Here is a 26,877-nt window from a genome sequence, read left to right on the forward strand (position 1 = left end):
GAACTCAACTTACCGGCTTGGGGCACTGGTATATGCCTTGGAAACGATAAGCGAGCCCACGCCCGGGTCGTGAGCAAGTTAGCTTATCATCTCGTTTCCATAAAATTACCAGTTTTCAAGCCGAGATTCAAAGCAATTGCTTCTATGTTTTTAAGAAGAATCGCAATATAAGTATTCAAAAACGAATATAGAAAACATTTTACTGTCTACCAAATGGCTTACCAATCTTTTTAAGGGAATTACAAAATTGCATTATGGCTTCTCTTTCTGAGCAGGATATAATTTTAGCTAATAAGATTGCAGATCGTATCAAAAATCTTCGCATTCAAATTACAGGTGCAAAACAAATGGACTTTGTAATTAGATTTAATGTTGAAAAGCAAAATATTAGTCGTTGGGAAAGTCATATAAAAATTAATAAAAAAACAGGGGAGCCTAAAGGAAGAGGAATCACAATATACACCATACAGAAGTTCTGTAATATTATCGGAATATCTCTCTCAGATTTTTTTGATGACCCAATTTTTAAAAATGATTAGGTCAAAAAATTAGTCCACTTCACTTTCTTGCAAGCCATTTTTAATGGAAATTTCTTACATTTAGCCCTTACTTCCCCAAACTTTATTGAACGATAAAGAAACTATGCTTTAAAATCTAAATCATAGCCAACCAATTTGGTTGTATATGCAGAGAAAAGTTGGGCATATAAACTAGTTGTGTGTAATTTTAAACTATGATCATAAATAAAATAAATAGAAAATCTCCTAAAAAACTTTGGCAATGATATATTTATGTGACCCAATTAAGCTGAACAATCATTTTTTAATTCAGTCTCATAAACATCAATGACGTTATCGGCTAAAACAGCTAAGTCTCTAGTGTAGATACCCCTATATTTAGGTCAGGTTTTCTTCAAAACTTTTTAAATTATTGACTTACAGTTTGGTGACACTTTATTGAATGGTAGAACTCCAAAACCAAGTATAGCATACCGTCTTCAACGAAAAAAATGGCATAGAAAAACACTGACCTACAACATAGTAAAACAAAATATTTGGTGGCTGAGATTTGCCTTATTAGTGGTTCCATCAATCAGTCCCATCCCTTGATTAATAGACTACAATTCTAAGGGTTGCTCCTATTTGTAAATAAATATCACACTATAAATGTAATGTGGGACTGTCACGATACATCAATGAAATGATTGGCCTTTCTTATTTTGACCACCAATCTGTTCAATTCCCTGTTCAATTCGGGCTCTCCAATATCCGGTTTTAGCAGAGTAACCTTTTCAGCTATTTTCACCTTTTTAATCTTAAAGGTTTTTTTTCCTGTTTCCTTGATAGCCATTTCTACTTGATTCCTTAGGTCAATTGCCTTAATCCCCTTTGTCGTCCCGTCTTTGTTTTTTTGGATTTTTGTAAATAAATCTTGTGGCAATTTGATGGTGGATCTATACTGTGTTTCAGCATTAACGTCCTTGACCGTACATCTATCCGCAAATCCCCCGTCCTCAATTTCGACTTCCCTGCCATAAAACCCTTCAACAGCAACTTTAAAAGTTTGCATTGGCACGTAGTTTTCTATCTCCCGATACTTTAACAACCAACAGAAATTGCCAGTTTCAGAGAACAATTCTTGTATCTCTTTCTTTTTGGGGTTATGGTTCTCATTCTTATTTTTCCTGTCACTGTCTAGAATGATTCCGAAATTTTGGTTTAGCCTTTTGATAAAAGTTAGTTCTAATTCACCTTCGTTCATCAGAAACGATTGGTAATTGTCCCCACCATAGAACATTATGGAATAATGCACACCTTCCTTTAACTCAGGAGAAATACAAGAAACCCAATAATTAATATATACCTTATCACTAGGGCCTTCCACCCATAGAATGTAATTGGTCTGAAGCAAATCACTTGGCCTATAGCCCAAATCATGAATAGTCTTGATTTTCTCATTTTCAAGTTTTAAACGACTTATCAAAGATTTGACACCAGTCTTCTTGACCGCAAAAATGGATACATTAGGGTTATTGATAAAGGTTGCGGAATGGGATGAAAAGAAGAAGATATGCTTATCAAAAAATTGCAGGGCATTGAGCAACCTTACCTGCCATGCGGGATGCAAATGGTTTTCGGGTTCTTCAATACAGATAATGGTCTGATCTTTCCTCCTTAGGAAGACTGGGAAGAGAATTGAAATGATGGTTTGTAGGCCATCCCCAAGATTATAGATTTCATATTGCTTGTCCCTTCCCAGTTTTATATGCAGAACATCTTCATCATATTTCGGAATTAATGTCACCTTTGATCTGAAAATATATTCTTGTAAGAAACCTTCGAACTGTCTAATCTCATCTCGTTGGTTTTCATCACCCAAAAGCAACTTTCTGACGTCCTCATATATGGTGAGCCCCGTATAGATTGACAAATCTCGATTAGGATCCTGAAAGTAATCATACTTAGTCCTTTCTAAAAAACTATCGTTATTGGCAAACCTATTGTTATCTACATATTGAATCGGCCTCAAGCCACGTAAAATCGGTATATACAGGGTTTTGGTGTTCTTACTCATCAAAAATTGCCTGTACTGGCTGAGACAAATGTCTCGAACATTCTTAAATTGAGCCATTACATCCTTTAACTGTGATTTTTGATTAGGTAAAATCTTATCAAACCACTCTTCATTCAATAAAAGTAGTTTCTCTGTGAGCTCCAGAAATTTAATTGCTTCCTCAATGGTAATTTTTCCCAATGAATTTGCGAAATTGAATTCATCTTTCAATTTTATACCTTTGTTCCTCGCTATCCTCAAAGTTGAGTCATAGCCGTTAAGCACTGATTTTTGCAATCGTTTGAACTCATCTTCATTTAAGTCCGATCTAAAAAATTCCAGACCATCACTTTTGCAAGCTATCTCCCTCAGTAACCTGCTCTTTCCAGAATTATTAACCCCAGCAAAGACATTGAATTTTGTCACGCCAAAAATGAACCCATCTGTCTTGTCCATCTGGAATTGTTCCAGCTTACCTGCATTTAGCTTTATTGCTCCTAACATTTTCTTTAAATTTAGTTAAAAGTTAAGAATTTCTTTAACATTAGAAGGTCAGCGTCAACCATGAATCGTTTTTTTGAGACCATGTTTGTTTACGGAGATAAATAAATAAAAAACTTGCAAAAGCATCCAGTAATAAAGGCTTCTCTCAAAAAAATGGTGAAGCTCTCCAACAAGCATTAATTCCCCCCATTACTTTTGTAAAGCTGCATTTTTGTAGAAAACCTGTCCTAAAGATCGGGGTATCTACAATCCTAAAATGGGAAAAGCTACAATTGTTAAGGCACTATGACGGTCAAGGCTTTCCTTTCAATACCGATGAAAATGGTATTGTCCTCCACGGCATGGAATTCCCCATCAATCTGGGAATCAAAATGGGTACCTGGGAGACTTGACAGAGCTAGGGTCGTAGTTTGAAAATGCCTTGCCTCCTTGAGCAAGTGCGGCCGGTTCATTAAGAGCAAGACGCCCAACACCAACATTTTGACCCTGTTGACCTTGGTAACGACCAACACATCTAAAAGTCCGTCCTGCAAGGATGCTTGGGGTGTAAGGCTCAGATGGTACCCCATCACATTGGTATTGGAAACAAACACCAAAAAGGGGTTCGTCTTCCATTTCCTGCCATTGGCCTTTATTTCGATCTCCTGGGGTTTCGTCATTTGCTTTAAGGAGGTCATGCACGCAGCCAGATACCCAGATAAGGCACGCCTATTGGACGATTCGTAATTCTTGATGACACTGGCATCAAAACCGACCCCCGTATTACTGAAAAAAAAGCGACCGTTCATCCGCCCCACATCAATTTTGGTCATATGGGCATTCCGCAAAAGTCCCAGTGCCTCACACAAGTTTTTAGGGATATCGAGATTGGAAGCCAAACCATTTCCGGAACCAAAAGGTATGATGCCCAAGGGGATGTCGGTTCCCACAAGACAGGAAGCCACCTCGTTTATGGTCCCATCCCCACCGCAGGCCACAATAATATGGGCTCCTTCGTGCAAGGAAGCCTTGGTCAATTCCGTGGCATGCCCTGGATAATTGGAAATTTTAAGACATAAATCAAAGTGTTTCGCCTCAAAATACTGCGACAACAATACTTCGTTGATCGTGGAGTCCCCTTTGCCTGCAATGGGATTTACAATAAAATGGACATTCTTCATAGGTTTACTTTTAAATCCAGCCCATTATGGTTGTAGAGGTAATCGGCAAGTTGGTAATAGGAAATGGTCTCGTTTAAAAACGCAGTGTCCATTGGTTCTTTCGATAGGCTGTTATTTTTTTGGTCCCAGTTATATTGATTGGCGGTCTTTCCATCGCCCAACACCATCAATTCATCCTTCTTTAATAGGCCCAATTTTCTGTAATTGCCCACAAATGCACGTTGGTCTTCTGGTTTCATACTGAACACATCGCGACCAAAAAAATTGTTGGTATAGTTCCAGCCCAACAAGGAGAAGAGCGTTGGCATCACATCTATCTGGGAACATTGCTGGGTTATCTTATATCCTTTACTCCCTTCCAGATTTACAATAATGGCAGGGATGTGATAGTTGTCCACATCCAATTCCCACTTTCCTGCACTGCTTGCACAATGGTCTGCCATAATCACAATCACCGTGTTGTTATACCACGATTTGGCCTTGGCCTGTTTCAAGAATTGACCAATGGCGAAATCGGTATATTTTACGGCCCCACTTCGCGATGTGCCCGAAGGGATATCGATTTTACCTTCTGGGTAGGTATAGGGTTTATGGTTGGACGTGGTCATGACAAAATCAAAAAAAGGAGTGCCCTGCTCTGCGGATTTGTCCGCTTCCTTCAAAACCTTATTGAAAATATCCTCATCACAAACGCCCCACGCATTTTCAAAAGTGACTTCATCGTCTTCAATGTTCTTACGTGAAGTGACAATATCCCGAGAGGGTAAAAATCCACGTCCCCGGTCCACAATGTCAAACCCATTACCACTGAAGAACTTGTCCATATTGTCAAAATACCCATCGCCGCCATAAAAAAAGGTTCTACAGTACCCCTTTTCTTTGAAAACCTCACCGATGGTGAACAGGTTTTGGTTATGCTTACGTTTTACAATGCTCCTGCCCGGAGTTGGGGGAATACTCAAGGTAATGGCCTCCATGCCCCTCACGGTACGGGTGCCGGTGGCATACAGGTTAGAGAAATGGGTCTCTGCCTGTGCAATGGAATCTAAATTTGGGGTCAGTTGTTTTTTATTACCGAAAATGCCCAGATAGTTGGCACTCAAACTCTCCACACAAATCAAGATGACATTCGGCTTTTTTTCAACGCCACCTTTTATGGCGCGAAGAATATTGTCTTCGGGTTCCAGCAGACTGTCCAAAGGACCTGTTACCTGCTTTTGCACCTTGTTAAGGGCTTCTTTTTCAGAAATGGTTTTGTAAAAATCGGTGTAGCTGAGCTCATTGTTCCGAAACGCTGCAAAGAAGGAATATATCCCTGCTTTCGAAAGCTCATTGTTGTATCGATTCTCTGAATACTCAGCAGAATCGTTCTCAATGGAAGTGGTATAAAATGATACAACCAAAATAGCCGCCAAAAAAGGAACCAACTTCACTTGAAACCCATCATGTGCCGAAAACACCTTTTTGAAAAACCCTTTACGTGCGAAAAGCCAAACTGTAGTTGTAACTAAAATGACCATACCACCGATTAAAAATGGTAAGGGATAGGATTCGTTAATGTTTTTGACCACTTCGTAGGTGTAGATGAGGTAATCCACCGCAATAAAATTGAAGCGTCTTTGGAATTCATCCCAAAAGGTGATTTCCGCAAAAAAGGAAAAGTAAACAACGAGCAATGCCAGGGAGAACCCAAAGTAGACCAAGATTCTATCCAACAAAGAACCATAAAACCGTTTGGGAAAAAACAAAAAGTACAGGGAGGCCGCAACATAGAAAAAGGACACGGTTCCCAAATCAAAAAACACTCCTGTAAAAAATATCTTCAGCAAACTAAATAGGGAGTGTTCCACTTCCGTAAAATCCAGGATCAGAAAAGATAGTCGGATCAAAAATGACAGTGCCAAAAAAAGAAGGGCAAAGGCATTGATCAAGGCGTAACGCGAAGGAAATAATTTTAACTTCATGGGTATTCCAATTAATTCAATATGTAAATGAGCTTTGTTTTAAAGCTTACTCTCTAATTCATTTGAAATTTGAATCCGAGACCAAAATAGTTGGCCTTTAGGCCAGTGGTCCGGTTGTAGTTGTTGTACTTCACATCGATACTCTTCAATCCAAATCCCAAGGTCTTGAATTGGGTAAAAATGTCCGTATACGTAATTCCGAAACCAATCTGATGGGCGTCGTAAGCCGAAAGATCATAGTCTGAGGTATAATATTGGCTTGTGGACAAATGCGCATCAAAAGGAGCGAAATAATCTATCTGGTTCTGGGTGTAATAGCGATAGGATGGATAGAAGGTGAAATTTTGGCCTATTTTCACCGGGATTTCCACACTCGCCGTATGTGAGCGCAATCCCCAGTCATCAAAATAGTAGCGATAATAGGTGCGAACCGTCAAAATCTCATTGATATAATGATTCAAACGGATGCCCACGGGTATTTTGAACCGGGTATCGGGCAGTCGTTCCATATCATCGGCCAACATAAACACATCCCTGTTCTGTGTAGAGGTGTAGAACGGAATACTGGCGGGATTTCCAATAAAATAGTTGGGGACATCGGCAAAATAGACCCGCTGCATGGGGTTGGAAAGCCATCCCTGTTGTTGGACCACATCGGCGAAAATTGAAATTTGGGTGTTCTTGCCCAATATCTGGGACAACGAGACCGACAATGCAAAACTGTTCCGCTTTTTGTCCGAAATCAAACTGAAACCCTCCACAGGCCGCCAGGTCAATGAACCATTCTTATTGGTGACCAATCCGTTTCTGTTCAAAATATTGACCCCTGAAAAGAATCCGGCGTTCAAATTGCCATCCACTTCCACATAGCTGTCCAATTCGGTAGGGTATCTAGGGTTCCATTGGTCCAAAAACACACTGCCCTTGAGGCTTAGCTCCGTATTTTTTTCGTTGAAAAGTCGCGTATACCCTCCACCAAAACCAATGGAGGTATAATCATACTCCGTGGCAAAAGACGCATTGCCACTCACTATTTGATCGCGGTCGTCCGAACTATGGGAATACCCAATATTAACACTGCCCCAAGTGTCTTGTCGGGATGCGCCGGAAGAGGCCACCCATGGACTTCCAATGGCACCGGAATAGCCTCCACCATTGTTGTCATCATCCCCTTCGTCGTCGTCATCTCCGCCACCACCGCCACCGCCACCACTGGAAGCTCCACTTAAACCGCCGGAGCCCGTCACATCAAATGGGTTTAAATTGCTGGAAGAGGCAGAAGTGTAGGTCGAAATGCCCACATCCACGCTCAGCACATCGTCGTCATTTAAGGGAACGTTCACCACAATGGATGGTGCCACATCCGTAAGCCGCTCATTTCCGATACCACCGGTAACGGATGCATTGTTTCCAGTTTGTTCATAGTAACTGGAGAGGATATCCACTTCGGTGGTTTCCAAGACGCGCTTTTTATAGGAGTTGACATTTTCCTGTTGGGCCACCCCAAGTATTGGGATACATAAAAGTATCAGCCAAAATCTGTTCATCTTTCTGTTAATTGCAACCACAACCGCCCCCTATTTTTCCTCCATTTCCGCCAGAAGCACCCTCGCGGTACACTTGATAACTCGTTTCGAATTTTGCCAGTTTTTTATCCGCCAAAACCATATCTGGATCATTGATGTTGACCTTTTCATACTCGTGCAGGACCGCACAAGATGACAGGCTTAACAAACTGTATAGGGCAATTGCTATTTTCTTCATAGTTGGGTTTATCTACTTTGGGTTTCCACGCCTTTCAAGGCAATATTTTTGGAAGTGATGATTTTATTATTGTCGTCGACTAGGATACATTCCACGCCTTTTAATTGATTCACGAAATCCAAGCCGGTATCCACACCCATCACAAAAATTGAGGTGGCAAGGGCATCGGCCAATTCAGCATTTGCCGTAAAAATCGTGGCGCTCCGCACCCCTTTGCTGGGATACCCAGTTCTTGGGTCGATGATATGGGTATAGCGTTCCCCGTTTAGGATGACGAACTTCTCATAATTACCAGATGTCACCACCGCTTGGTCCTTTACCGGCAACCAAGAGAAGACCTTCTCTTTATTGAGCGGGTTTACGATGGCCACCATCCAATCCTTGCCATCGGGTTGTGTGCCCCAGGCATTTAGATCGCCAGAGGCATTGATGATTCCAGAATCTACCCCATTTTTCATGAGTAATGCCTTGGCCATATCCGCTGCATACCCCTTTCCAATGGCTCCGAATCCAATCTTCATGCCTTCATTCTTCAGGAATACGGTCCCATTTTCTTGATTCAAGACAATATTTTGATACCCCACTTTGGCAACGGATTGCTTTATGGCTTCCTCGGAAGGCATTTCCATGACGGAACCGTCAAATTTCCAGATGCGGTCCATGGAAGCATAGCTGATATCGAATGCCCCTTGGGTCAATTTTGATATTTTGATGGCCCTTGCAATCAGATTGAAAAGTTCCTGATCCACTTTCACCGGAGCCACTCCTGCATTTTGATTGATTTTCGACGTCTGCGAATTGGGGTCCCAAGACGAGATCAAGCGTTCAATGCGTGAAATCTCAGCAATCGCCATATCCAGATAGGCATCGCCCTTGGTTTGATTTTCGGCTACCACGGTAAGGTCAAACCGGCTACCCATCAATTTTAGGGTCCGTTGAAAGACGTGGAGCTGAGTTCCATCATCAATCCCTTGGGAATACCCAGAAATCAGAAAAAGGAAAAGGGTCACATTTAATAAAAATCGATTTATCTTGGGCATCTTCAGATTATTAGAATGCGTTCAACTTGCTGAAATAGGCTTTTGGTGTAGTCTTTTCATAAGCAGTTTCGCCCAACACCTTCCCCGAAGCATCCAACACCACCACAAAAGGGAAGTATCCGTTGGGATTGTATTTGGAGGCCAACATTTTGTTGTGCTCCTCTTGCGCTTCGGGCAATCTGTTTTTCTGTTTTCTGGGGAAATCGGCCTTGAGCATCACAAATCGGTCCTTGGCCAAATTTTGGAATTCATCGGTACTCCAAACCTCGCGATCTAACTTAATGCAAGGCGCGCACCAGTCAGAACCTTGAAAGACCAGAACAATATTATTATCGTTCTTTTGGGCCAAGTCTTTGGCCTTTTCAAAATTGGTTTGCCACTCTTGGGCCGAAAGATTTTGTATCAGTAAAAAACAGCCTATCATCAAGGCTGTCAACCATTTTTTGCAATGCATAGTTCAGATGTTAAAATTCTTTTTCATTACTAAGACAGGCAAAAAACCATACACCCTATTTTTTCTAATTATTTTTGTGCCGTATAAAATAGTTTCGCCCTAATCAACACATGACAGAGGAAGAACCATCCATTTGTGAGCAAAAAATCTACAATCGAATTTTTCGTACCCATTATGCGGCGGTGACCCGATACATTTATTATAAATGTGGCGACCTGCAACAGGCGGAGGACATTGTGCAAAATGTTTTTGTGAAACTTTGGAAATTGTGCGCCACCGTTTCCTTTTCTAAAGTGAAGGCGTACCTCTACCGCGCGGCCAGCAACTCATTTCTCAATGAAAAAGAGCATGAAAAAATCGTATTAAAGCATTTAAAAAGCACCAATGCTTCTGTGGACCATGAAAGTCCGGAATATTTGATGCAGATGGACGAGTTCCATGAAAAATTGAAGCAGGCCATTGCCTCTTTGCCTCCAAAAGAACGGGAAGTGTATTTATTGAGCCGAATAGAAAAGAAAACCTATCCCGAAATTGCCGAAATGACAGGGGTCGGCGTAAAGGCCATAGAACGAAGAATGAGCAAAGCTTTGCTTCAACTCCGTGAAGTTTTGGGAAAAGAATTAAAATTTTAATAGGGTGCAAGTGGAATCAACTGTCTTATAAATAAGAGCGATTATGCCTATGGATGAAAATTACGCCAACGAAGATTTTTTGGCCCGATGGATTGCCGGAGCGTTGACTCCAGAGGAACAGGCAGGGTTCGAGGCATCTGATGTCCATAGGCAACTTATGGCCATTGATAATGCTGCCAGCTCGCTAAATGGCCCAGACATAGATGTGGAAAAGGCATTGGCTTTGGTGACAGAAAAAAATCAAAACGTCCAAAAAGAACCTACGGTAAGACGCGTATGGTGGATGGCAGCAGCGGCTGCATCCATTGCATTGTTATTTGCCGGGTACACCTATTTCTTCGGATATAAAACCTATTCCACTGGTATTGGCGAAAAAGAGACCGTACTTCTTGCGGATGGTTCTCTAATTGAGCTAAATGCCAATTCCAAATTATCCTACAAGCGATTTGGCTGGGAGGAAGACCGCATCGTGGATTTTGAAGGGGAAGCTTTTTTTGATGTGCAACCTGGTGGGGATTTCAAGGTGAGGACCAGCAAAGGAACCGTTTCCGTATTGGGCACCCAATTTAACATACGGGATCGGAAGGATTTCAAAGTGCAATGCTATGAAGGTAGCATTGTCTTCACGCCATTGACCAAGTCCAACCCCACCGAACTCTCGCAAGGAATGGGGCTTGAAATAAAAGAAGGTCAAATTCAGCAAACGGAATTTTCTGGTGATGCTCCCGATTGGAAAAAAGGGTATTCATCTTTTGTAGAACAGCCCTTTTCCAAAGTTCTGGAGGAGTTATCGGTTCAATTTCCCGTAAGTTTTGAGCTGAATTCGGTTCAAACTGACCGTCTTTTCACTGGAAGATTTACGCATAAGAATCTTGAAAGTGCCCTTAAGACCACCATGGAACCCATGGGCATCAAATATCATATTTCGGCAGACAAAAGAATTGTTACCTTGTCTATTGAATAGATGAGGCACTTTAAAATCCTATTGTCATTACTCTTTTTGGGCATTTCCATGACCTATGCCCAAGAAAATCTATTTTATCAATTTGAGAACACCTCACTCAAAGAAGTAATTCAGCAATTAGAAGCGGACACCCAACTCAGTTTTTCTTTCGCAGAGGATGTGGTGGACAAAAAAAAGGTTACTGTTCAAGTGGATGGACTCACCTTGTTTGAACTCCTTGCCGTACTCGAAGCACAAACCGGTCTTCATTTCGAGAAAATTGAGGGACAGCCTCAAGTCATCGTTACGCCGATTTCCAACCCAAATCAAATCTGTATTGCTCTGCTAGACCAAAAAACCCGATTTCCCATTACGGAAAACCAGGTTGTGGTCGACTCAACCTTAGTGCTTGAAACCAATCAAAAAGGGTTGCTTCAATTTGAAAATACAGGGCAATCCAGTTATTTGCTTCACGTTTCGGGTTACGGTTCTGTGAGTGTTCAATCTTCGGAGAATTGCGTCCCGATTTATCTTTCTCCCGTCTACAAGCAACTCAAGGAAGTAGTGGTCACTTCCTACATCACCACCGGAATAGACCGGAATAGGGATGGCTCCATCACCCTCGCCCAAAAACCTTTGGGGCCCATTCCTGGGCAGACAACGCCAGATATTTTGCAAAGCATTCAAATGATTCCCGGGGTTTCCAGTTTGGATGAATCATCTTCGGAGATTCAAATCCACGGGGGAACTTCAGACCAGAATCTGGTGCTATTTGACCATATTCGGGTGTTCAATTCAGGGTATTTATACGGCATGTTCTCGAGATTCAATCCGTACGCCACCGAAAAGGCGATAATCTACAAAACCGGGACCAGTGCTGTTTATGGAGACCGCGTTTCCGGGGTCATTGACATCACTACCGACGATACCGTAGCCCAAAAGGTTTCTGGAGGGATTGGGATTGATGGCTTGAGTGCGGATGGCTATCTAAAAATACCCTTGTCCCAAAAATCCTCTCTGTCGCTTTTTGCGCGAAATGCCTATCTGGATGTATTTGAAGGACCCACCTATGAAGCCTATGAACGAAAAATTTTCAACAATTCCGGCATCATAACCGATAGCCGCGGCAATCAGTTGAATGTGAATACGGATGATGATTACACCTACGAGGACAGTGACAATGACTTTCGGTTCTATGACCTGAATGCCAAGTATGTGTATCAACATTCGCCGAAAGACAAGATTGCCATCAGTGCCCTCATGACCCGAAACCGCACCCAATTTTCCTTTATGAATGATGGAGAAACCAAAAAGGACTCGCTTACCACTGGCAATGGTGGGGTGAGTGCCAACTGGACGCATCATACCTCCCCAACCCAAACGGAAGAAATCACTGCCTACTTTTCGTCATATGACTCTTATTATAAAAACGAAGAACTGTTTGCCAATGAATTGGAAGAAACCAATATTCGGGGTAATAGGATCAGCGATTTTGGCTTGGAACTGAAATCAGATAGAATCTTCAAGAATGATGACCAATTGAGCTTTGGATACCAACTCTCCAATACCAATTTGGAAATAGACCTGAGTGCCACAAACCATGTTGAGCCGGAAAACAATATCAGTCTCCCGGTACACGAGAGTAATTTTAAAAATGTGCTGTTTGGCGAATACACCATTACCAAAGCCAATTCCGGCATCTATAAATTGGGACTTCGGGCGGTACATTATGGAAGTTTAGGAAATATCTATCTGGAACCTCGTTTGAATCTGGAACTTCCCATTTCCAAATCTTCGCGGATTCGAGCTGGATTGGAAAGACGGAACCAACCCATTTCACAGCTGATTGAATTCAATCAAACTGAACTTCGATTGGACAACAACATTTGGCGGCTTTCGGACGATGTCAATTTTCCACTTTTACAAAGTAACCAGATTTCAGCAGGGCTTCTTTTTGATAAAAAGGGATGGACCTTGGATGCGGAAGTCTTCCACAAGCGGCTCACTGGGCTAACCACCTATAGCCAAGGGTTCAATTTGCCCCGGCCAGAACTCAGTGAAGGCAAAAGTCGCATTTTAGGAATGGACTTGCTCGTTAAAAAACGTATCCAAAACTATCGATTTTGGATGGGCTATTCTTTCAATGATGTCAATTTTACCTTTGATGCGGTTCAAGAAGACAGTTTTTCTGGAAACAATGACATCACCCATAGTTTTCGAATATCCAACAGTATACAATTCAATGGTTTACAATTATCGTTGGGATGGCAATACCGCACTGGTCTTCCTGTTACCCTCATTGAAAATTATGATGAGGAGACCCAGCAAGTCAATTTTGGACCCTTAAATGCGGGTCGTTTGCCCGATTTTCATCGCTTGGATGCCTCGGTGGTCTATCAGTTTGGATTGGGAGAACGTAACTCCAGAATGCAATTGGGCTTTTCAGTACTCAACATTTACAATCGTATTGTTCCGCTTTCCATGATTCACCGAACCTCTCAACAAAATGGTGAACTTATTTTGGAACAGGTCATCCACAGGCGTTCGTTGGGGCTTACCCCAAACTTTACGTTAAGGGTCTTTTTTTAGGCTAATTGCATCTTGTCCCAATGTAACATTTGTTGCCAAAAAAAACACCAAAACCATTGATTTTAAAGGCTTTTCATAATTTTTGTTATTGCACCGATTTTTTAATGATTTTACTTTTAGCCCTGATGATTTATTTAAATACGAGTACCATGAAAAAATTAGTTTTACTGGTGTTTGCCGTTCTTGTTAAGGACACGGGACGCCCTGCTGATGCAGTAATGGGCAAGATCTTTGCCAATGCTACGCTTGCGGCAGGGCCTCAGAGCTTTTTTTCGATGATCTCCCTTGCCATTTGGTGGTCAAGGGCCAGAGTGGCGTACATCTGCTTGAGCTTGCGGTTCTCCTCCTCGAGCTCCTTGATGCGCTTGAGCTCCTTCCCGCTCATACCGGCGTACTTCGAACGCCACTTGTAAAATGCGGCGGAGCTGACCCCATGGTCACGGGTTATCTCTGCAACGGACTTGCCGTTGTCGAACTCCTTTAAAATCTTTGCGATCTGTGTTGGCGAAAATTTGCTCTTCCTCATAATGCTGTTTAAAATTAAGATTATTATTCTACTTTTAAACAGTTCGGTTTTAAGGTGATACCACCTATTTAGTGGTTCGTCGGGATGACTGAATCATCGACGAAATCTTATCGTATTGAAAATCATTGTTTTAACCCTGCAATCTTGAAGGTATTCCCATTAAGAACACGGAAAGCAAAAAACAACTTTTGAACACAAGTTTTATGTGTTTATTTAACTATAAAATTAATAAAATTTATTTAGCAACAAGAACTTCAAATACTATTTAAAATCTTGTTCAATCTAGTTATTATGTTCCAAATAAATGTCAATTAAGTTCCCAAACATAGAAATCATCCCCAGCTTCTGAATAGCCATCAAAATTATATAAGTTCGGCTGTAAATATTGAAGTTGAACCTTTTTGTTTTCTATGGCAACTAAACCTGCACCTAAAGTAGAAATTTTATTATTCATCGGAGCAATTACAATGCGATGGTCAGAAAATCTAGATATATATCCTAAAATCTGATCTCGAGCCACAATTGGATTAGTTAATGAAATTTCAAAATCTCCCATTACCTTATCGGGATATTGATTCATTAATTTTTCATGTCTCTCCTCGTTTATTTTTTGATGTGCGTTGGTAACAGACTCTTTTTTTGAACCATAAGCAAAAGAAATATACTCATAATCCATTTCGTGTATAAGTCTTCGGGTTCGATCAGTTTCAAAACCAAACAAAATTACTAAATGATTAACTTTAGAAATATCTGAATCCCCTGGATAACCAATTATGTTCCTAGATTCACGTACTCCTTTTGTCAACCATTTTTCTTCTTCATCTTCTTCTTTGCATGAATAAGCAGATGCTCCGTTATAAATAAAGAAAACTTGATCTATATCCCTCTTAAAATCTTTAATTAGACGAAATACAATTAATAATCCTTCATGGGTAAATGTCGTTATGTCAACAGTAACAACACTTTTAGGGCCACTAAATATCCTTTTTAAACTAGCTCTAATTTCGAAAAATGAAGAAGTAATATCGTTAATATTGACATTAACGTAACTTGAAGTATTAACTGATAACTTAGACCCAAACAACTCTGAATTTATGATTATCCTATGATTCAGGTCAGCCACGCGAAAAACCAACAACTCATCAAATTTTGCAGTATTAATTTGGTCAACCACTGCAAAACATCTTCTTTCGAAACTTGAAGAGCAGATTAATACATTTACCTTTCCGGACAAGGAAATCATCTATATCGTTCTTATCAATTATATCCATAATCCTCGTCCTTGAATAGACTTTGTTGGGGATTTCCCATTACAGAATCAACACCTTTAGTTTTAATTCGTCCAATTACAGTTGTTGGCTTGTAAATTGCTTCCATTAAAACCTGACTAGTCACGAATTTATAACCTGCAAAACTTGTAGGATCTAATTTGAAATAAGGGGCCAACAATCTATTTAACACAAAAAGTTGTGCCTTGCCAGTACCCATCTTGTTTCCTATAAAGGACTTATGTAAATAACCTGTTTCAACCCCCAATTTTAAAACTCTTCTTAACTCGTCATTCGGTTCATCTTGTAGAGCAAAAGAAAAAACACGTCTTTCAGTGGCATCCGAAAATAAAATTAAATTGAAAGTTTGCCCAAGCGCCTCTAAAAGATTTCTAAGTTTAATAATTTCATTTAACTCATCGTCCGTATTTTCTCTATCATCTAAAAGCTTGGTAAAATTTTCTTGAAAATACCAAATCGAGTAATTCTTAATTTCTGTATTTTGGATTTCGGGGTCAATGAATAAAACTTCACTTTCATATTTAGAATATTGATGGGTGAACATTTTATGCGCAAAATCAATGAAGTGTCGCATAACACCTGATGAAATATGCACAAGACTGTTAAATCCGGCATAACTATATGTATTAAGATTTCCTTTCAACCTTTTCATAAAATCAGGTCGGGCATATCTATAAGCATAATCATATCCGTACTGCTCCTTATATTTGGCAAATAGTTTTTCTATGTTTTTTTCCTGATCAACGTCATCAGGAAAAAAATCATCCGCAGATACTTCTTTTAACCCAAACTTTTTCAGCCTTCTTTCAACAGCTTCGCGAACTCTATCTTTATACTGACCCTTACTTGTTGTATATATATCAGAAAGATTTATTTCTGCGTAATCATGAGGAGTATCTATACGCGAGCCATTTATCGTTCTATAAGTTTTATACCTTAACTGTGTAGAAATTTTAAAGCTCAAAGTTTTTGAAGTTCTACTTGACACCCAAGTATTCAATATTTTTGTTTGAACTTCTGACAAATTATCAGCATCATCTATCAAAAGGTAGATTGGCCCATTTGGCATGAAAGGCAACTGTTTTATTGATCTAAGTAACTCCAATAAAAAACTATGAAAACTATAAATAGGCCCTTCATACTTAATAGATTCAGAATCAGATAGGTATAATTTGGGGATGAATTCATTACTAAACAAGCTATTTACTTTTGAACAAGCCTTTTTCATTTTTAAAAAATATTCCTTGCAGGCTTTTATATCATTTTCACTTTTATCGTCTAATAGGTCTTCTTTTGTATATAATAATTCCTTGAACTCATTATTGTAAAAATTTCTTAGAGAATTTAAATTTTTCTCGCTATTCTTAAAATCTACTTTTGCAAGAACCTCAAATATTTTTATTGCAAAATTTACTATCATGAAATGTTCGTTAAGCAATAATTCCCCTTTATTGCCTTTTAACAATTTTAAATCGGTCTTATCTAGTTGTCCCTCTTTTATCGGGATATGAATACCAAAATATTCTAGATTTTCAATTGAACTTTTATTTAATAGTAATTGGCAATCAGGGCTCATATACCTAAAAATCATGCTTTTTCCAGAACCTCTTGGGCCATTAATAAAAGTATGCCCAATATTGGGGATGTTGTGATATTCCCCGAAGACTGGAACAAATAGTTCAATAACATCACTCGCTGTCATTGCCTCTGGAGATGAGTATTCAAATGGGCTTTTCATTTTCTTCATTCCATACCGTTTAAAAATTAAGCACTTATTCTTTTTATTCTTTCAAATACTGCTTTGGCCAGCAAAGGTGGAACTGCATCCCCTACTTGTTGTTGCATATGAACTAAAGGGCCACAAAACACGTAGGAGTCTGGAAAGGACTGTAATCTTGCTGCCTCTCTCAACGACAACCCCCTATCCTCTGTAGGATGAATTAACATGCTCTTTCGATAATTCGCTATTACAAAGGCTGGTTCATCTTGCTTCAGTCTACGATAAATTCCATGATGGCACCTTGTTGGATCTTTATAGTTTTTCATTAATTCTAAAGGGATTTCCTGCCAATTCCCCCCTTGACTGATATGCTTATATCTTTCAATTACTAATTCAGAATTTTTAGAAACATAGTTTTGCGTTACAATCCTTTTTTGTCCTCTCATCAATTTTGCAAAATCAGATTTTGCTTTTGACTTATAAGGTAGTTTACTTTCTTTGTTACCATTATTTAGAACGGGGAGGTCTGATATTGCATCGGCAACTGAAACATGATTTTTAAACATTCCTTTAGGAAATTCAAATGCTACTCCATGGCGAGATGCTACTATGAAAATTCTTTCTCTTTTTTGAGGTACCCCAAAATCAGCAGAATTTAAAATTTTAAAATTTGGTGTATATCCAGCCCCATGAAGATCATTGCATATTTGCTCCAAAAAAAAACCATTATCCATATTTTTCAAACCTGGCACATTTTCAATCACTATCCAATCTGGATTTATTATTCTCGCGGATTTGATGAATTCTTTAAAAAGCCAGTTACCCGGATTTTCCTTGGATCTTGTCATCCTATTTGAATTTGAATAACCTTGACAAGGGGGGCCGCCAAATAAGATTACCTGCTCGTTTTTCCTTTCAAAATCATATTCGATGATGTTTACTATATCATCTACAACAACTGTTGCTTCTCTATGATTTAAAATATATGTTTGGGCAGCAAAAGGATCTTTCTCAACTGCTATTGCAACTTTCACTCCTGCTTGCCTTGCGCCTAGTCCCATTCCACCGGGTCCAGAAAATAATTCAATACCTATCATATGGCAATTGGAGCTTTAATCACTGGATGAGGATTATACCCAACTAAAGTGAAGTCCTCATAATTAAAGTCAAATATGGATTTAACATTCTTATTTATTTGCATTTTTGGCTGGTCTTTTGGTTTTCTACTCAATTGGAGGTTAACTTGTTCGAAATGATTTTTGTAAATGTGAGCATCGCCAAAAGAATGAACAAAATCCCCATAACCCAAATTACATACATTCGCTATCATCATAGTCAATAGAGAATACGAAGCAATATTAAAAGGTACCCCCAAAAATAAATCAGCACTCCTCTGATACAACTGACAACTTAGTTTTCCATCAACAACGTAAAATTGAAATAGTGCATGGCACGGATGTAACGCCATTTTATCAACATCCGCAACGTTCCAAGCACTGACAATCATTCTGCGTGAATCTGGGTTTGATTTAATAGTCTCAACTATGTCCGAAATTTGGTCAATTGATTCACCATCGCAATTTGGCCATGACCTCCATTGAAATCCATAAATAGGACCCAAATCTCCATTCTCATCTGCCCAAGGATTCCATATATTAACTCCATTGTCATTTAAATATCCAATATTTGTGTCCCCTTTCAAAAACCAAAGTAGTTCATAAATAACTGACTTTAAATGAATTTTCTTGGTAGTAATTAATGGAAAGCCTTCGTCAAGATCAAACCTCATTTGGTACCCAAAAACACTGCGGGTTCCAACTCCGGTTCTATCATTCTTATCCTTGCCATTCTTCAATACAAATCTTAATAATTCCTCATACTGACCCATATAAAAATCTTTAATTTCTATCTAATTTCCTTCTTCAAAAAAAGATTGAATATTTTGAAAAGTCACTTCTCCCCTAACCAACCAAGCAATTCCAAAACAAAATAGCATAATTGTCTCCAAAGTAAATGTTGGAGGTAACATCCAATTATCTGAATTTGGGAATTTCTCCACTAAAAAAAACTCAAAAACCGCAATTAAAATTAGAGAAAGAAGCATGCCTAAAGAGCAAATTAAATATATCAATCTTCTTTTCTTACCTTCATCAACTTCAGGTGACTCGTCTTTTCTAAAAACTATTCCTGATAAATATGAAAGCAACAGGAAAAATACTGCTGCACAAAAAAAATGTAATCCCCCTACTAATGGTATTCCTTTAGGTTTAGGAATATAGCAACCCGAAACAAAGTCTAAATCTAAAATTGAAGACTCTGTAATTATATAGTTTTCATTAATTGGAGTTGGTGCAAATGCAATTATAATTGCGAGACCCGATGCTATTCGGCAAATAATTTTCTCCTGTTTGCTTTCTCCGTTATACCAAAGGAAAATTGCTATTGACACAAGTATTCCTGTAAATATCCCTCCAACAGACGTATGGTAATAATCACTAATCGATGGAAGTATCCATTCACAACCATTTCTATTAAGCAATGATAAAAGCACCAAACTAATCGGCAGTAAAATTCCAAGGTACCCTATAGCTCGTCTAAGTTTGAGATAGGATTTATGTAAATTAGAAACTTTATAAGTATCTTCTCTAACCTTTCGACTCCCTGTAGACTTTAAAGAATCATATTTATCAGACAACTCACTCATTTAAGCTTAATTTCCCTGGTTCTTTGGTAAAAGGCACACCACCAAATTTACCATCTAAATAATTCTTTCTTAGGTTTAAATCATAACGGACATTCTTATAATCAGAAAGTGGAAACAAATCTGATTCACCATTTTTACCTTTCTCCATTAACCAAATCTCATCCTGCCGAATAATTGTTTCGTCAATCATAAAATCCTCATGACTGTTAAAAAATAATTGTCCTTTGGCTTTCTCTATGTCATTGTGAAGATATTGTGCCAAAATCTCCCTTATCAATATTGGATGAAGACTTCTATTAATTTCGTCAATAAAGTAATTGACTCCTTCTCCATAACTAAGAATGAGAGCAGGCAACAAATTCAATAGAACAACCGTTCCTCGAGATTCTTGATCTAAATCAAACTCAACTTCATTCCCATCCTGATCCAAGTGTATAGCATTCAATTTTAATATATAGATGGCACCATCTGTTTGGTCCTTCACAGCAGTACATTCGTTTTCATTTGAATCTTTAAATGAATGAAACAGTTTCTTTTCGAGACTTCTTTTGATAAAATTTATGATATCAATGTTTTCACTTCCCAAATAAATATTTATTGGGATTTTATCAATTTTCAACTTATCGATCCCTGTTTTAGAAAATTTAATTATCCTATTTGCAAGCTTTAGATAATTCGGGTCTAGCGATAAGATATAAGCAATATCCATAAATTTATAAACCGGAAATAAAAATTGAGTTTTATGGATAAACCATGATTTTGCATTTTCAAAATCTGGATCATTTAAAAAATCTGAACTTAAGACTGTTGAGTTACTATTTTTCGTGTAGTAATCATTAAGCAAATTCAGTGTTTGAAGTTGCGTATCCCGCCCCAAATAAGTAATTTTTGTTTCTTCTCCTGGATATTGATTGCGTAAGAAAATCTCAATCTCCCCTTTGTTTTCATCTACTTTTTTTAGGCTTTCAAATATAATGTTCTGAGTAGTGTAGTCTACCTCAATTTGATAAACATAAATTGTATGATTTATATAAAAATCAATTTGAAATCTACTTGGCCTTTTTTGAGATTCAGCATTTAATCTAAAAGGATAAAACAGTTTTGAACACTCCATTTTCGTTAGGAAACTTGGATCTTCAACCAATTTTTTTACAAAAAATAGACCTTTAAATAGATTTGTTTTGCCCGAAGCATTTCCACCGTAAATTCCAGAAACCTTCAACAATCCTAAATCATCATTTATTTTATAAATATGCTCAGGAAAGCGTTTGTAATTTCTTTGGATTGCATGAAAAACTTTTGGGCTATTAAAAGACCTAAAGTTTTCAAGCTCAAACTTTATTAACATTACGATTCGATTTAAATTGGGTTACACTGAGGTTGTCCGTGAAAAAATCACGTGATTTTTTCACGTCTAATTTATATCAAAAATTTAATTAACCGAAATTTTATCAAACAAAAAACTGTAAATCAATCAATTAGCTGTTAAATCACATTTTCAAATCAACTTACAACTAGATGATATTGAACTAAATACAGTTCACATAAAAAAAACATTGACACATAAGGCCATATACCTTTCAAAATATTATACGCAATAAATTCTCATATTTGACTGAAAAATATAATCTTCGAAACATTAAGTCCTTAAAATCTTTGTCACACATCTCTGTCAATAAACTCCTTCTTTTCCAGTTCCGATAGCTTTTCATCCAGCTTGTCCATGAAGTACAATTGGCTATCGGGTAGGATGGCCAAAACGAGTTCCAATACTTGGACCACACTATCCTCTTTTGATGCATTTTGGTTGGCAGGAAACAACATCATCCCATCTCCGTCAAGGGCATACACGCAAACCTCCAAAAGACTGATAATCTGTGTCAAAAGATGGTTGTTGTCCCTGACCTCGAAGGACACATGGTTTCCCTTGGGGTCGATGGACTTTTTGTTTCCCAACAGTCCCGAAAGATTGCTTCTGAGCTGTTGAATCTCTTCCAAGGTCTTTAACCTTTGCTTCTTTAATTTCATGTGAATGGATTTATTGGGTTGTGGTTGTCCGTTGTTCCGATAGCAATTTTCTGACCTTGTCCAAGAATTCCATTTCATCATGGGGTATCAAATCCAGTATGTATCCCAAAACCTCACTTACATTGTGGTGGGGTTGGGGAACAATGCGAGTAGGGATATATTCATTTTCCAATGCAACGATGCAGACCTTTATCAAGTTGGAGATCATAAAAGAGGTTTCGCAATATCCCTCGGTAATGAGTTCGGTGCTATATAACCCCTTTTCAGGAATATAGGGCTTCAAGGCATGGAAATACATTTTTTCCAGCTCCTTCAGTTGACCAATTAACGATGCCTCATTATTGTTCTCTAGGTTCTCGGCTACTTTCGGGAATGCATGCTCAAAATCCTTTCCAATTCCTTCGATTCGGTCTTTGCACTGATCAAGATGCCTTTGGAAAATGGATTCCACTTCTTGGATGAAATCCTTCATTTGTGTTTGGATGGTCTTGGTCTGTATCTTAGTGATCTCAAATTCATTTCCATATCGGGCAACGCTATAGGCATGTTCCAAAAGGAGCAGCAGTTCATTGCTGCTTGTCTCAGAAGATTCCAAAAAGGGTTGTAGGGTGGGAAAGAAATGTTTGCAATAGTTGATGTGGCTTATGATACTATGGGTCACCATGCTCCTTCCTATGCACATCTGTTCGATGAACCTGAATGAAAGTTCAAAGGCCTGGTGCATGTTGAAAGTTGCAATGGCATAATCCCCTTCCTTGATCAAGATGTCCGCAGTATTGGCAAAGGCATTCACTTTTGCCAATTCCGCTTTATGATACCGAGTGGCCCTTTTCATGAGGGTCTGGTATGCCATTGTTGAATAATCCATGATGTTCTCCCCCTCGGGATGGGCAAAGACGGTCTTCCCGAGACAACAATGTTCCAAGAAATAGAGGGAACCCCTTTCAAGTCCAATTTCGGATTGGTTTTCCGTATAGACCCTTATCCTGAAATCGGGATGCTTCTTTCCCTTCTTTGCAACCAGTGAACGGATCTCATTGGGTAGAGGGTCATTGTTGACATCCACAAAAAGGGTAAGGAAATAATATTCTGTATCTCCTTCATTTTGTTTTTTAGATAGAAATGCCCTGTCAATGGTTATGATGTTCAGGATGCTGTCGAGCAATTCGGACAGCTCTTCCGCTTTTTCAAAGTGTTTTGGTATGTTTGTGCCATGTGTCATGAGAATATGGTTTAAAGGGTTCGAGAATCATGGACTATATTAAGCCCACATTCCTAAGTACCCCACTATGGACACTTGTATTTTATTGAACCTGTTTTGTATTTTACAATCGGATTATTGTACGAAACACCCTATATTTGAGATATGCAGACAAAGACCAAGAACAACCATATAGGTAGAAAGATCAGCAGGATCAGGGAACTCCGTGGAATGAAACAGGAGACCTTGGCCGAAGAACTAGGTATCAGCCAACAAGCCGTTTCCAACATTGAGAACAGTGAAAAGGTGGATGACTTGAAACTGGAAGAGATTGCCAAGGCATTGGGAGTTACCAAAGAGGGAATCGAGAATTTTTCAGAGGAAGCAGTTTTCAATATTATAAACAATACATATAATAACACAAGTAGCGACAATTCAACAATAATTGCTAGTTCTCTCAACTATCAACCAACTTTTAATACTATAGAAAAAGTTGTTGAGCTATATGAGCGTCTTGTTCAAGCTGAAAAAGACAAGGTCACTTACTTGGAAAAGTTGCTGGATAGGAAATAATCCAGTCTTAGAATCACGCCTTCTTTTTAAATATAATTATTAAAAAAAGCGAGCGGAACGCAGTGAAGTGCTGCAAGCGTCCCAAAACTTACCAAACTAATACTACTGAGCGAGGCATCTTTTTCTATTGACCGGACACATACTTCATATCAATAAAGGGAATCCAAAGATCTATTGACTTCCAGTTTATATCTTTCCAACCTCCCTTCCGTTATTTCAAGCTTCAGATAACTCTTCCCAAAACTGCCCTTGACCACTTTTACCTTTCCAAGGATATCCTTTAAATCTGTTTGAAGTGAGGCAGCTTTTTCCTCTAAATGCTCATACTTGATTCTAGGGACCATTACCTCACCTTCGAACTTTGGATATGGCTTTGGAGGATTCTTCTCGATCATGTCCTCAAGGAAATCATCCCCTTCCTCTTCATTGTCCAATTCTTGATTGAACAAAGCCTGCATCATTCCGATGGTAGGAAGTGTCTGGTTCTTTTCAATATCCCTGATTATGGCGATGACTGCATCCGTCCGTTTCCTATTCTTGATGATCTCTTGACCTATGCTCTTTTCAAATCTTTCAGATGGTAAAAACCCATGCCACTCAAAAAAATCCATGACCATATCCAAGGTATGGGAATAACTATTGCCCACTTTTCTAGAAAAGACCTTAAATCTGGCAAGTGTCTTTTTCTTTATCCTAACTGCTTTAAAATCGTCCATATTTACTTGTTTTAACGGCACAATTGTTACAATTCTTTTCAGTAATTACAGGAAACCCCAGCATTATTGTAACAATAAACTTTGCAGTTCCTAAAACCAAACATTTCCAAAAACCCTTATAAACAGGGCTTTTCCGAAGGAAAATGAATCAATAGCGTCGCTTTAGCGCGCTATCCTCTTGCTATTCCTTCGTCCCGCAAGCGGGACCGAATAAATACAGTATGATTGTAAATCAGCTGTCACATAAATAATTTTTGGTTTGTACGGACTTAAGGAAAGTCAAATCATATAATTAATGCCGTACTATTGTGTTCAAAGACACATTTTAAAGATAACCAATTTTATCCATTTCAAGGTTATACACTTCTACGGGGAACCTTTTCTTCAAAGTATACGAGAACAAGTAATTACTTAGGAGCCATTGTTGGCAAACGTATTTTTATGGTCTATAATTCTGTAAAGCTATTTTGTAATTAGCCTTGTCAATAAATCTATTACTATCCATATTTTCTAAATAGATTTCTTTTAAGTCTTGTCCAAGATTGTCATAACCTTTGTCAATCATACCCCAAAAAATAAAAAGGAATGCATTAAAAGAATAGCTATAATTTTCATCTGGATAAGCACCTCCCATTCCGATATGTTTGTCATTTTGCTCTTCAAAAAATCTAACTCTAGATTTTAAATGTTTATCAAAAATCTCTGTCAATTTGGTTTTATTAATTATTTGAAATTTTAATGCATATAAATCATTGTATAAAGAGTGTCTTATTTTGACAATTTCTCTAAGCATAAACTTGTCATTTTTATCTACTTCAGCTGCTCTTACTTGAATTATTGTTTTCCATTCATTAAAGTAATCTTGTTTTATTTTTTCTCGATTAGCTTCTTCAGAGACTTTCACTCTTTGAAGACCAAAATATACTGAACAAACTGCAATAGTTCCTGTAAACAAAGCTTTGTAATTCCCGAATGCTGACAAATAGGTTTCAAGTCCTTTTGGTGAAAAATCAATATGATGTTCCGATAAACTCCAATGAATTGCTATTAATGCGATAGTCGACATCAAGAGTAGAATGCATATAATTATAATCAAAATTATGTTCAGTATTCTCATTTTTATATGTTTGCCAACTAGATAATATGGATGTAAAATACATCTATATACTGCTAAAATGGAATAAAATTGATGAATTTGATCAATTCTTATTGGAAGGCTTTACTTACCAACCATTTTTTCAACCAGTATCCTCATATCTTCCCCTACTTTCTTTTCCAATACCCTTCCATAAATTTGGGTGGTGGTTAGTTTTGTATGACCGAGCATTTTGGAGACTGTTTCTATGGGGACTCCATTTGATAGGGTTACCGTTGTTGCAAAAGTGTGCCTCGCCGTGTGGAATGTCACCTTCTTGTTTATCCCACAAGCTTTGCAGATTTCCTTTAGGTAATAATTGACCTTCTGATTGCTGTAAACAGGTAGTAGGACTTTCATCACTTTTCTTTCAGGCGAAACTTCATATTTTTTAATTATTTCCTTTGCCTGTGGAAGTAAGGGGATCTTGAGTTTTTCGTTCGTCTTTATTCTTTTGGTGAACAACCAATCATTTCCATCAATTCCTTTAAGTAGGTGGCCTGGAGTCAATGCCTTGACATCGATATAGGATAGTCCAGTATAGCACGAGAAGAGAAATACATCCCTACATTTTTCAACCCCCTCCTTTGTGAACGTGGTTTCTTCTATCAACCTCAATTCCCGTTTTGTCAAATATTCCCGTTCGGTTTTCTCAAAACGCAGTTTATAGTTTTCAAAAGGGTCTTTTGTTATCCAATCCAACCTAACGGCCAACCTTGACATTTTCTTAAGCCGTTCCATGTGTTTCATGGCTCCGTTATTGGTGCACTTGGCACGGGTAGATGGTCTGTACTTTCTAAGATATTGTTCAAAGTCGGATATAAAACGATAGTTTAATTTTTTGAGATTTATATCCTCCATTCCATATTCTTCTTTTAAAAATAGGCCTACACAACGCTCTGTGATATGGTAGTTCTTTCTGGTCCCCGGACGTAAAGAAGTGTGCATAGTTCCATTGTGATAAGCAATTAATTGCTTCAATGTTTTTCCGTCCTCGTCTTCCCCAAAAAATCTTGCTCTGATAGATAGTGGAGTGATTACTTTTTCCTCTGCCATCATCAATCTATGGGCCTCATGTAATCCCGTATAAATTTGGTCAAGATACTTGTTAAGTGAAATTACATAACTGGAAAAACCCTTGCCCCTTTTACGGTTATTGTCCCATAAATTGGCTTTTATTTCCCGATTTATGCTAAAATCGGTGCGTTCACCATCGATGGTGATCCTACAATAAACAATAAGATTCTCAGAATGAACCCTATGTTTCCTAGTAAAGAAATTGATTGTTAAGCGATTGTTTTTCTGCATGTTGCAACGTTTTAAACTGTTAATACTGCGAAAGTCAAAACACAAACAAAATGCTTCAAGAAGTCATCTAAAAT

The 26,877-nt window shown here is 38.5% G+C and carries 23 protein-coding genes and 1 pseudogene; 5 read left to right on the forward strand and 19 right to left on the reverse strand.

Annotated elements, in window-relative coordinates:
- The first annotated feature begins 254 nt into the window (after window positions 1-254).
- Window positions 255-539, forward strand: a complete 285-nt coding sequence (locus J0656_RS11855; RefSeq protein WP_207034031.1) for a helix-turn-helix domain-containing protein — start codon at window positions 255-257, stop codon at window positions 537-539.
- Between the two features lie 643 nt (window positions 540-1,182).
- Here J0656_RS11855 and J0656_RS11860 read toward each other — a convergent pair.
- The 7 genes from J0656_RS11860 to J0656_RS11890 form a co-directional block, all read right to left on the reverse strand.
- On the reverse strand, window positions 1,183-3,057 hold the full coding sequence (locus tag J0656_RS11860; protein WP_207034034.1) for an AAA family ATPase: 1,875 nt from the start codon (window positions 3,055-3,057) through the stop codon (window positions 1,183-1,185).
- Between the two features lie 275 nt (window positions 3,058-3,332).
- Complete coding sequence (locus J0656_RS11865) at window positions 3,333-4,217, reverse strand: diacylglycerol/lipid kinase family protein (protein ID WP_207034037.1); 885 nt, start codon at window positions 4,215-4,217, stop codon at window positions 3,333-3,335.
- On the reverse strand, window positions 4,214-6,181 hold the full coding sequence (locus J0656_RS11870; protein ID WP_207034040.1) for an LTA synthase family protein: 1,968 nt from the start codon (window positions 6,179-6,181) through the stop codon (window positions 4,214-4,216). Before J0656_RS11870 ends, J0656_RS11865 begins: the two co-directional genes overlap by 4 nt.
- A 53-nt stretch (window positions 6,182-6,234) precedes the next feature.
- Window positions 6,235-7,728 carry a DUF3570 domain-containing protein gene (locus J0656_RS11875; RefSeq protein ID WP_207034042.1) on the reverse strand — a complete coding sequence of 498 codons (1,494 nt, stop codon included), beginning with the start codon at window positions 7,726-7,728 and terminating at the stop codon, window positions 6,235-6,237.
- 7 nt (window positions 7,729-7,735) lie between these two features.
- Complete coding sequence (locus J0656_RS11880) at window positions 7,736-7,945, reverse strand: DUF4266 domain-containing protein (protein WP_207034046.1); 210 nt, start codon at window positions 7,943-7,945, stop codon at window positions 7,736-7,738.
- A gap of 8 nt (window positions 7,946-7,953) precedes the next feature.
- On the reverse strand, window positions 7,954-8,985 hold the full coding sequence (locus J0656_RS11885; protein WP_207034049.1) for an FAD:protein FMN transferase: 1,032 nt from the start codon (window positions 8,983-8,985) through the stop codon (window positions 7,954-7,956).
- A 10-nt stretch (window positions 8,986-8,995) separates the two neighbouring features.
- A complete protein-coding gene (locus tag J0656_RS11890) occupies window positions 8,996-9,439 on the reverse strand; it encodes a thioredoxin family protein (protein WP_237688925.1) in 444 nt (147 codons plus the stop codon).
- Window positions 9,440-9,549: 110 nt separating this feature from the next.
- On the opposite strand from J0656_RS11890, the gene J0656_RS11895 reads away from it, so the two are divergent.
- From J0656_RS11895 to J0656_RS11905, 3 genes are read left to right on the forward strand one after another with little or no spacing between them, the layout of a single operon-like run.
- Window positions 9,550-10,071, forward strand: coding sequence for an RNA polymerase sigma factor (locus J0656_RS11895; protein WP_207034051.1), 522 nt, complete (start codon window positions 9,550-9,552; stop codon window positions 10,069-10,071).
- Window positions 10,072-10,114: 43 nt separating this feature from the next.
- A complete protein-coding gene (locus J0656_RS11900) occupies window positions 10,115-11,035 on the forward strand; it encodes a FecR family protein (protein WP_207034054.1) in 921 nt (306 codons plus the stop codon).
- Window positions 11,036-13,603 (forward strand): TonB-dependent receptor plug domain-containing protein, encoded by a 2,568-nt coding sequence (locus J0656_RS11905; RefSeq protein WP_207034056.1) that lies wholly within the window; start codon window positions 11,036-11,038, stop codon window positions 13,601-13,603.
- Window positions 13,604-13,788: 185 nt separating this feature from the next.
- Here the strand turns inward: J0656_RS11905 and J0656_RS11910 are convergent.
- The 9 genes and pseudogenes from J0656_RS11910 to J0656_RS11950 all read right to left on the reverse strand — a co-directional run.
- Window positions 13,789-14,129, reverse strand: a pseudogene (locus J0656_RS11910) (transposase); the annotation flags it as partial.
- A gap of 307 nt (window positions 14,130-14,436) precedes the next feature.
- Complete coding sequence (locus J0656_RS11915; RefSeq protein ID WP_207034059.1) at window positions 14,437-15,372, reverse strand: hypothetical protein; 936 nt, start codon at window positions 15,370-15,372, stop codon at window positions 14,437-14,439.
- A gap of 14 nt (window positions 15,373-15,386) precedes the next feature.
- Window positions 15,387-17,165: an ORC-CDC6 family AAA ATPase gene (locus tag J0656_RS11920; protein ID WP_207034062.1), complete on the reverse strand. Its 1,779-nt coding sequence runs from the start codon at window positions 17,163-17,165 to the stop codon at window positions 15,387-15,389.
- A 17-nt stretch (window positions 17,166-17,182) separates the two neighbouring features.
- Window positions 17,183-18,235 (reverse strand): DNA cytosine methyltransferase, encoded by a 1,053-nt coding sequence (locus tag J0656_RS11925; RefSeq protein WP_207034065.1) that lies wholly within the window; start codon window positions 18,233-18,235, stop codon window positions 17,183-17,185.
- Window positions 18,232-19,026: a thymidylate synthase gene (locus tag J0656_RS11930; RefSeq protein ID WP_207034069.1), complete on the reverse strand. Its 795-nt coding sequence runs from the start codon at window positions 19,024-19,026 to the stop codon at window positions 18,232-18,234. The genes J0656_RS11925 and J0656_RS11930 overlap by 4 nt, the downstream gene beginning before the upstream one ends.
- A gap of 21 nt (window positions 19,027-19,047) precedes the next feature.
- Entirely contained in the window at window positions 19,048-19,842 is a 795-nt protein-coding gene (locus J0656_RS11935) for a hypothetical protein (RefSeq protein ID WP_207034072.1), read from the reverse strand.
- Window positions 19,835-21,190: an AAA family ATPase gene (locus J0656_RS11940; RefSeq protein ID WP_207034075.1), complete on the reverse strand. Its 1,356-nt coding sequence runs from the start codon at window positions 21,188-21,190 to the stop codon at window positions 19,835-19,837. Before J0656_RS11940 ends, J0656_RS11935 begins: the two co-directional genes overlap by 8 nt.
- Before the next feature lie 311 nt (window positions 21,191-21,501).
- Window positions 21,502-21,870 carry a hypothetical protein gene (locus tag J0656_RS11945; RefSeq protein WP_207034077.1) on the reverse strand — a complete coding sequence of 123 codons (369 nt, stop codon included), beginning with the start codon at window positions 21,868-21,870 and terminating at the stop codon, window positions 21,502-21,504.
- 10 nt (window positions 21,871-21,880) lie between these two features.
- Entirely contained in the window at window positions 21,881-23,092 is a 1,212-nt protein-coding gene (locus tag J0656_RS11950; RefSeq protein ID WP_207034081.1) for a HEPN domain-containing protein, read from the reverse strand.
- 144 nt (window positions 23,093-23,236) lie between these two features.
- Between J0656_RS11950 and J0656_RS11955 the strand changes: the two genes are divergently transcribed.
- Window positions 23,237-23,644 carry a helix-turn-helix domain-containing protein gene (locus tag J0656_RS11955; protein ID WP_207034083.1) on the forward strand — a complete coding sequence of 136 codons (408 nt, stop codon included), beginning with the start codon at window positions 23,237-23,239 and terminating at the stop codon, window positions 23,642-23,644.
- A gap of 149 nt (window positions 23,645-23,793) precedes the next feature.
- Here the strand turns inward: J0656_RS11955 and J0656_RS11960 are convergent, their stop codons facing one another.
- The 3 genes from J0656_RS11960 to J0656_RS11970 all read right to left on the reverse strand — a co-directional run bounded on the left by J0656_RS11960 (window position 23,794) and on the right by J0656_RS11970 (window position 26,803).
- On the reverse strand, window positions 23,794-24,360 hold the full coding sequence (locus tag J0656_RS11960) for a BfmA/BtgA family mobilization protein (RefSeq protein WP_207034086.1): 567 nt from the start codon (window positions 24,358-24,360) through the stop codon (window positions 23,794-23,796).
- A gap of 439 nt (window positions 24,361-24,799) precedes the next feature.
- On the reverse strand, window positions 24,800-25,426 hold the full coding sequence (locus J0656_RS11965) for a hypothetical protein (RefSeq protein WP_207034088.1): 627 nt from the start codon (window positions 25,424-25,426) through the stop codon (window positions 24,800-24,802).
- Window positions 25,427-25,579: 153 nt separating this feature from the next.
- Window positions 25,580-26,803 (reverse strand): site-specific integrase, encoded by a 1,224-nt coding sequence (locus J0656_RS11970; protein WP_207034091.1) that lies wholly within the window; start codon window positions 26,801-26,803, stop codon window positions 25,580-25,582.
- Between the last annotated feature and the right edge of the window lie 74 nt (window positions 26,804-26,877).

The sequence above is a fragment of the Flagellimonas aurea genome, from assembly GCF_017313785.1.
In the GTDB taxonomy this organism is placed as follows: domain Bacteria; phylum Bacteroidota; class Bacteroidia; order Flavobacteriales; family Flavobacteriaceae; genus Flagellimonas; species Flagellimonas aurea.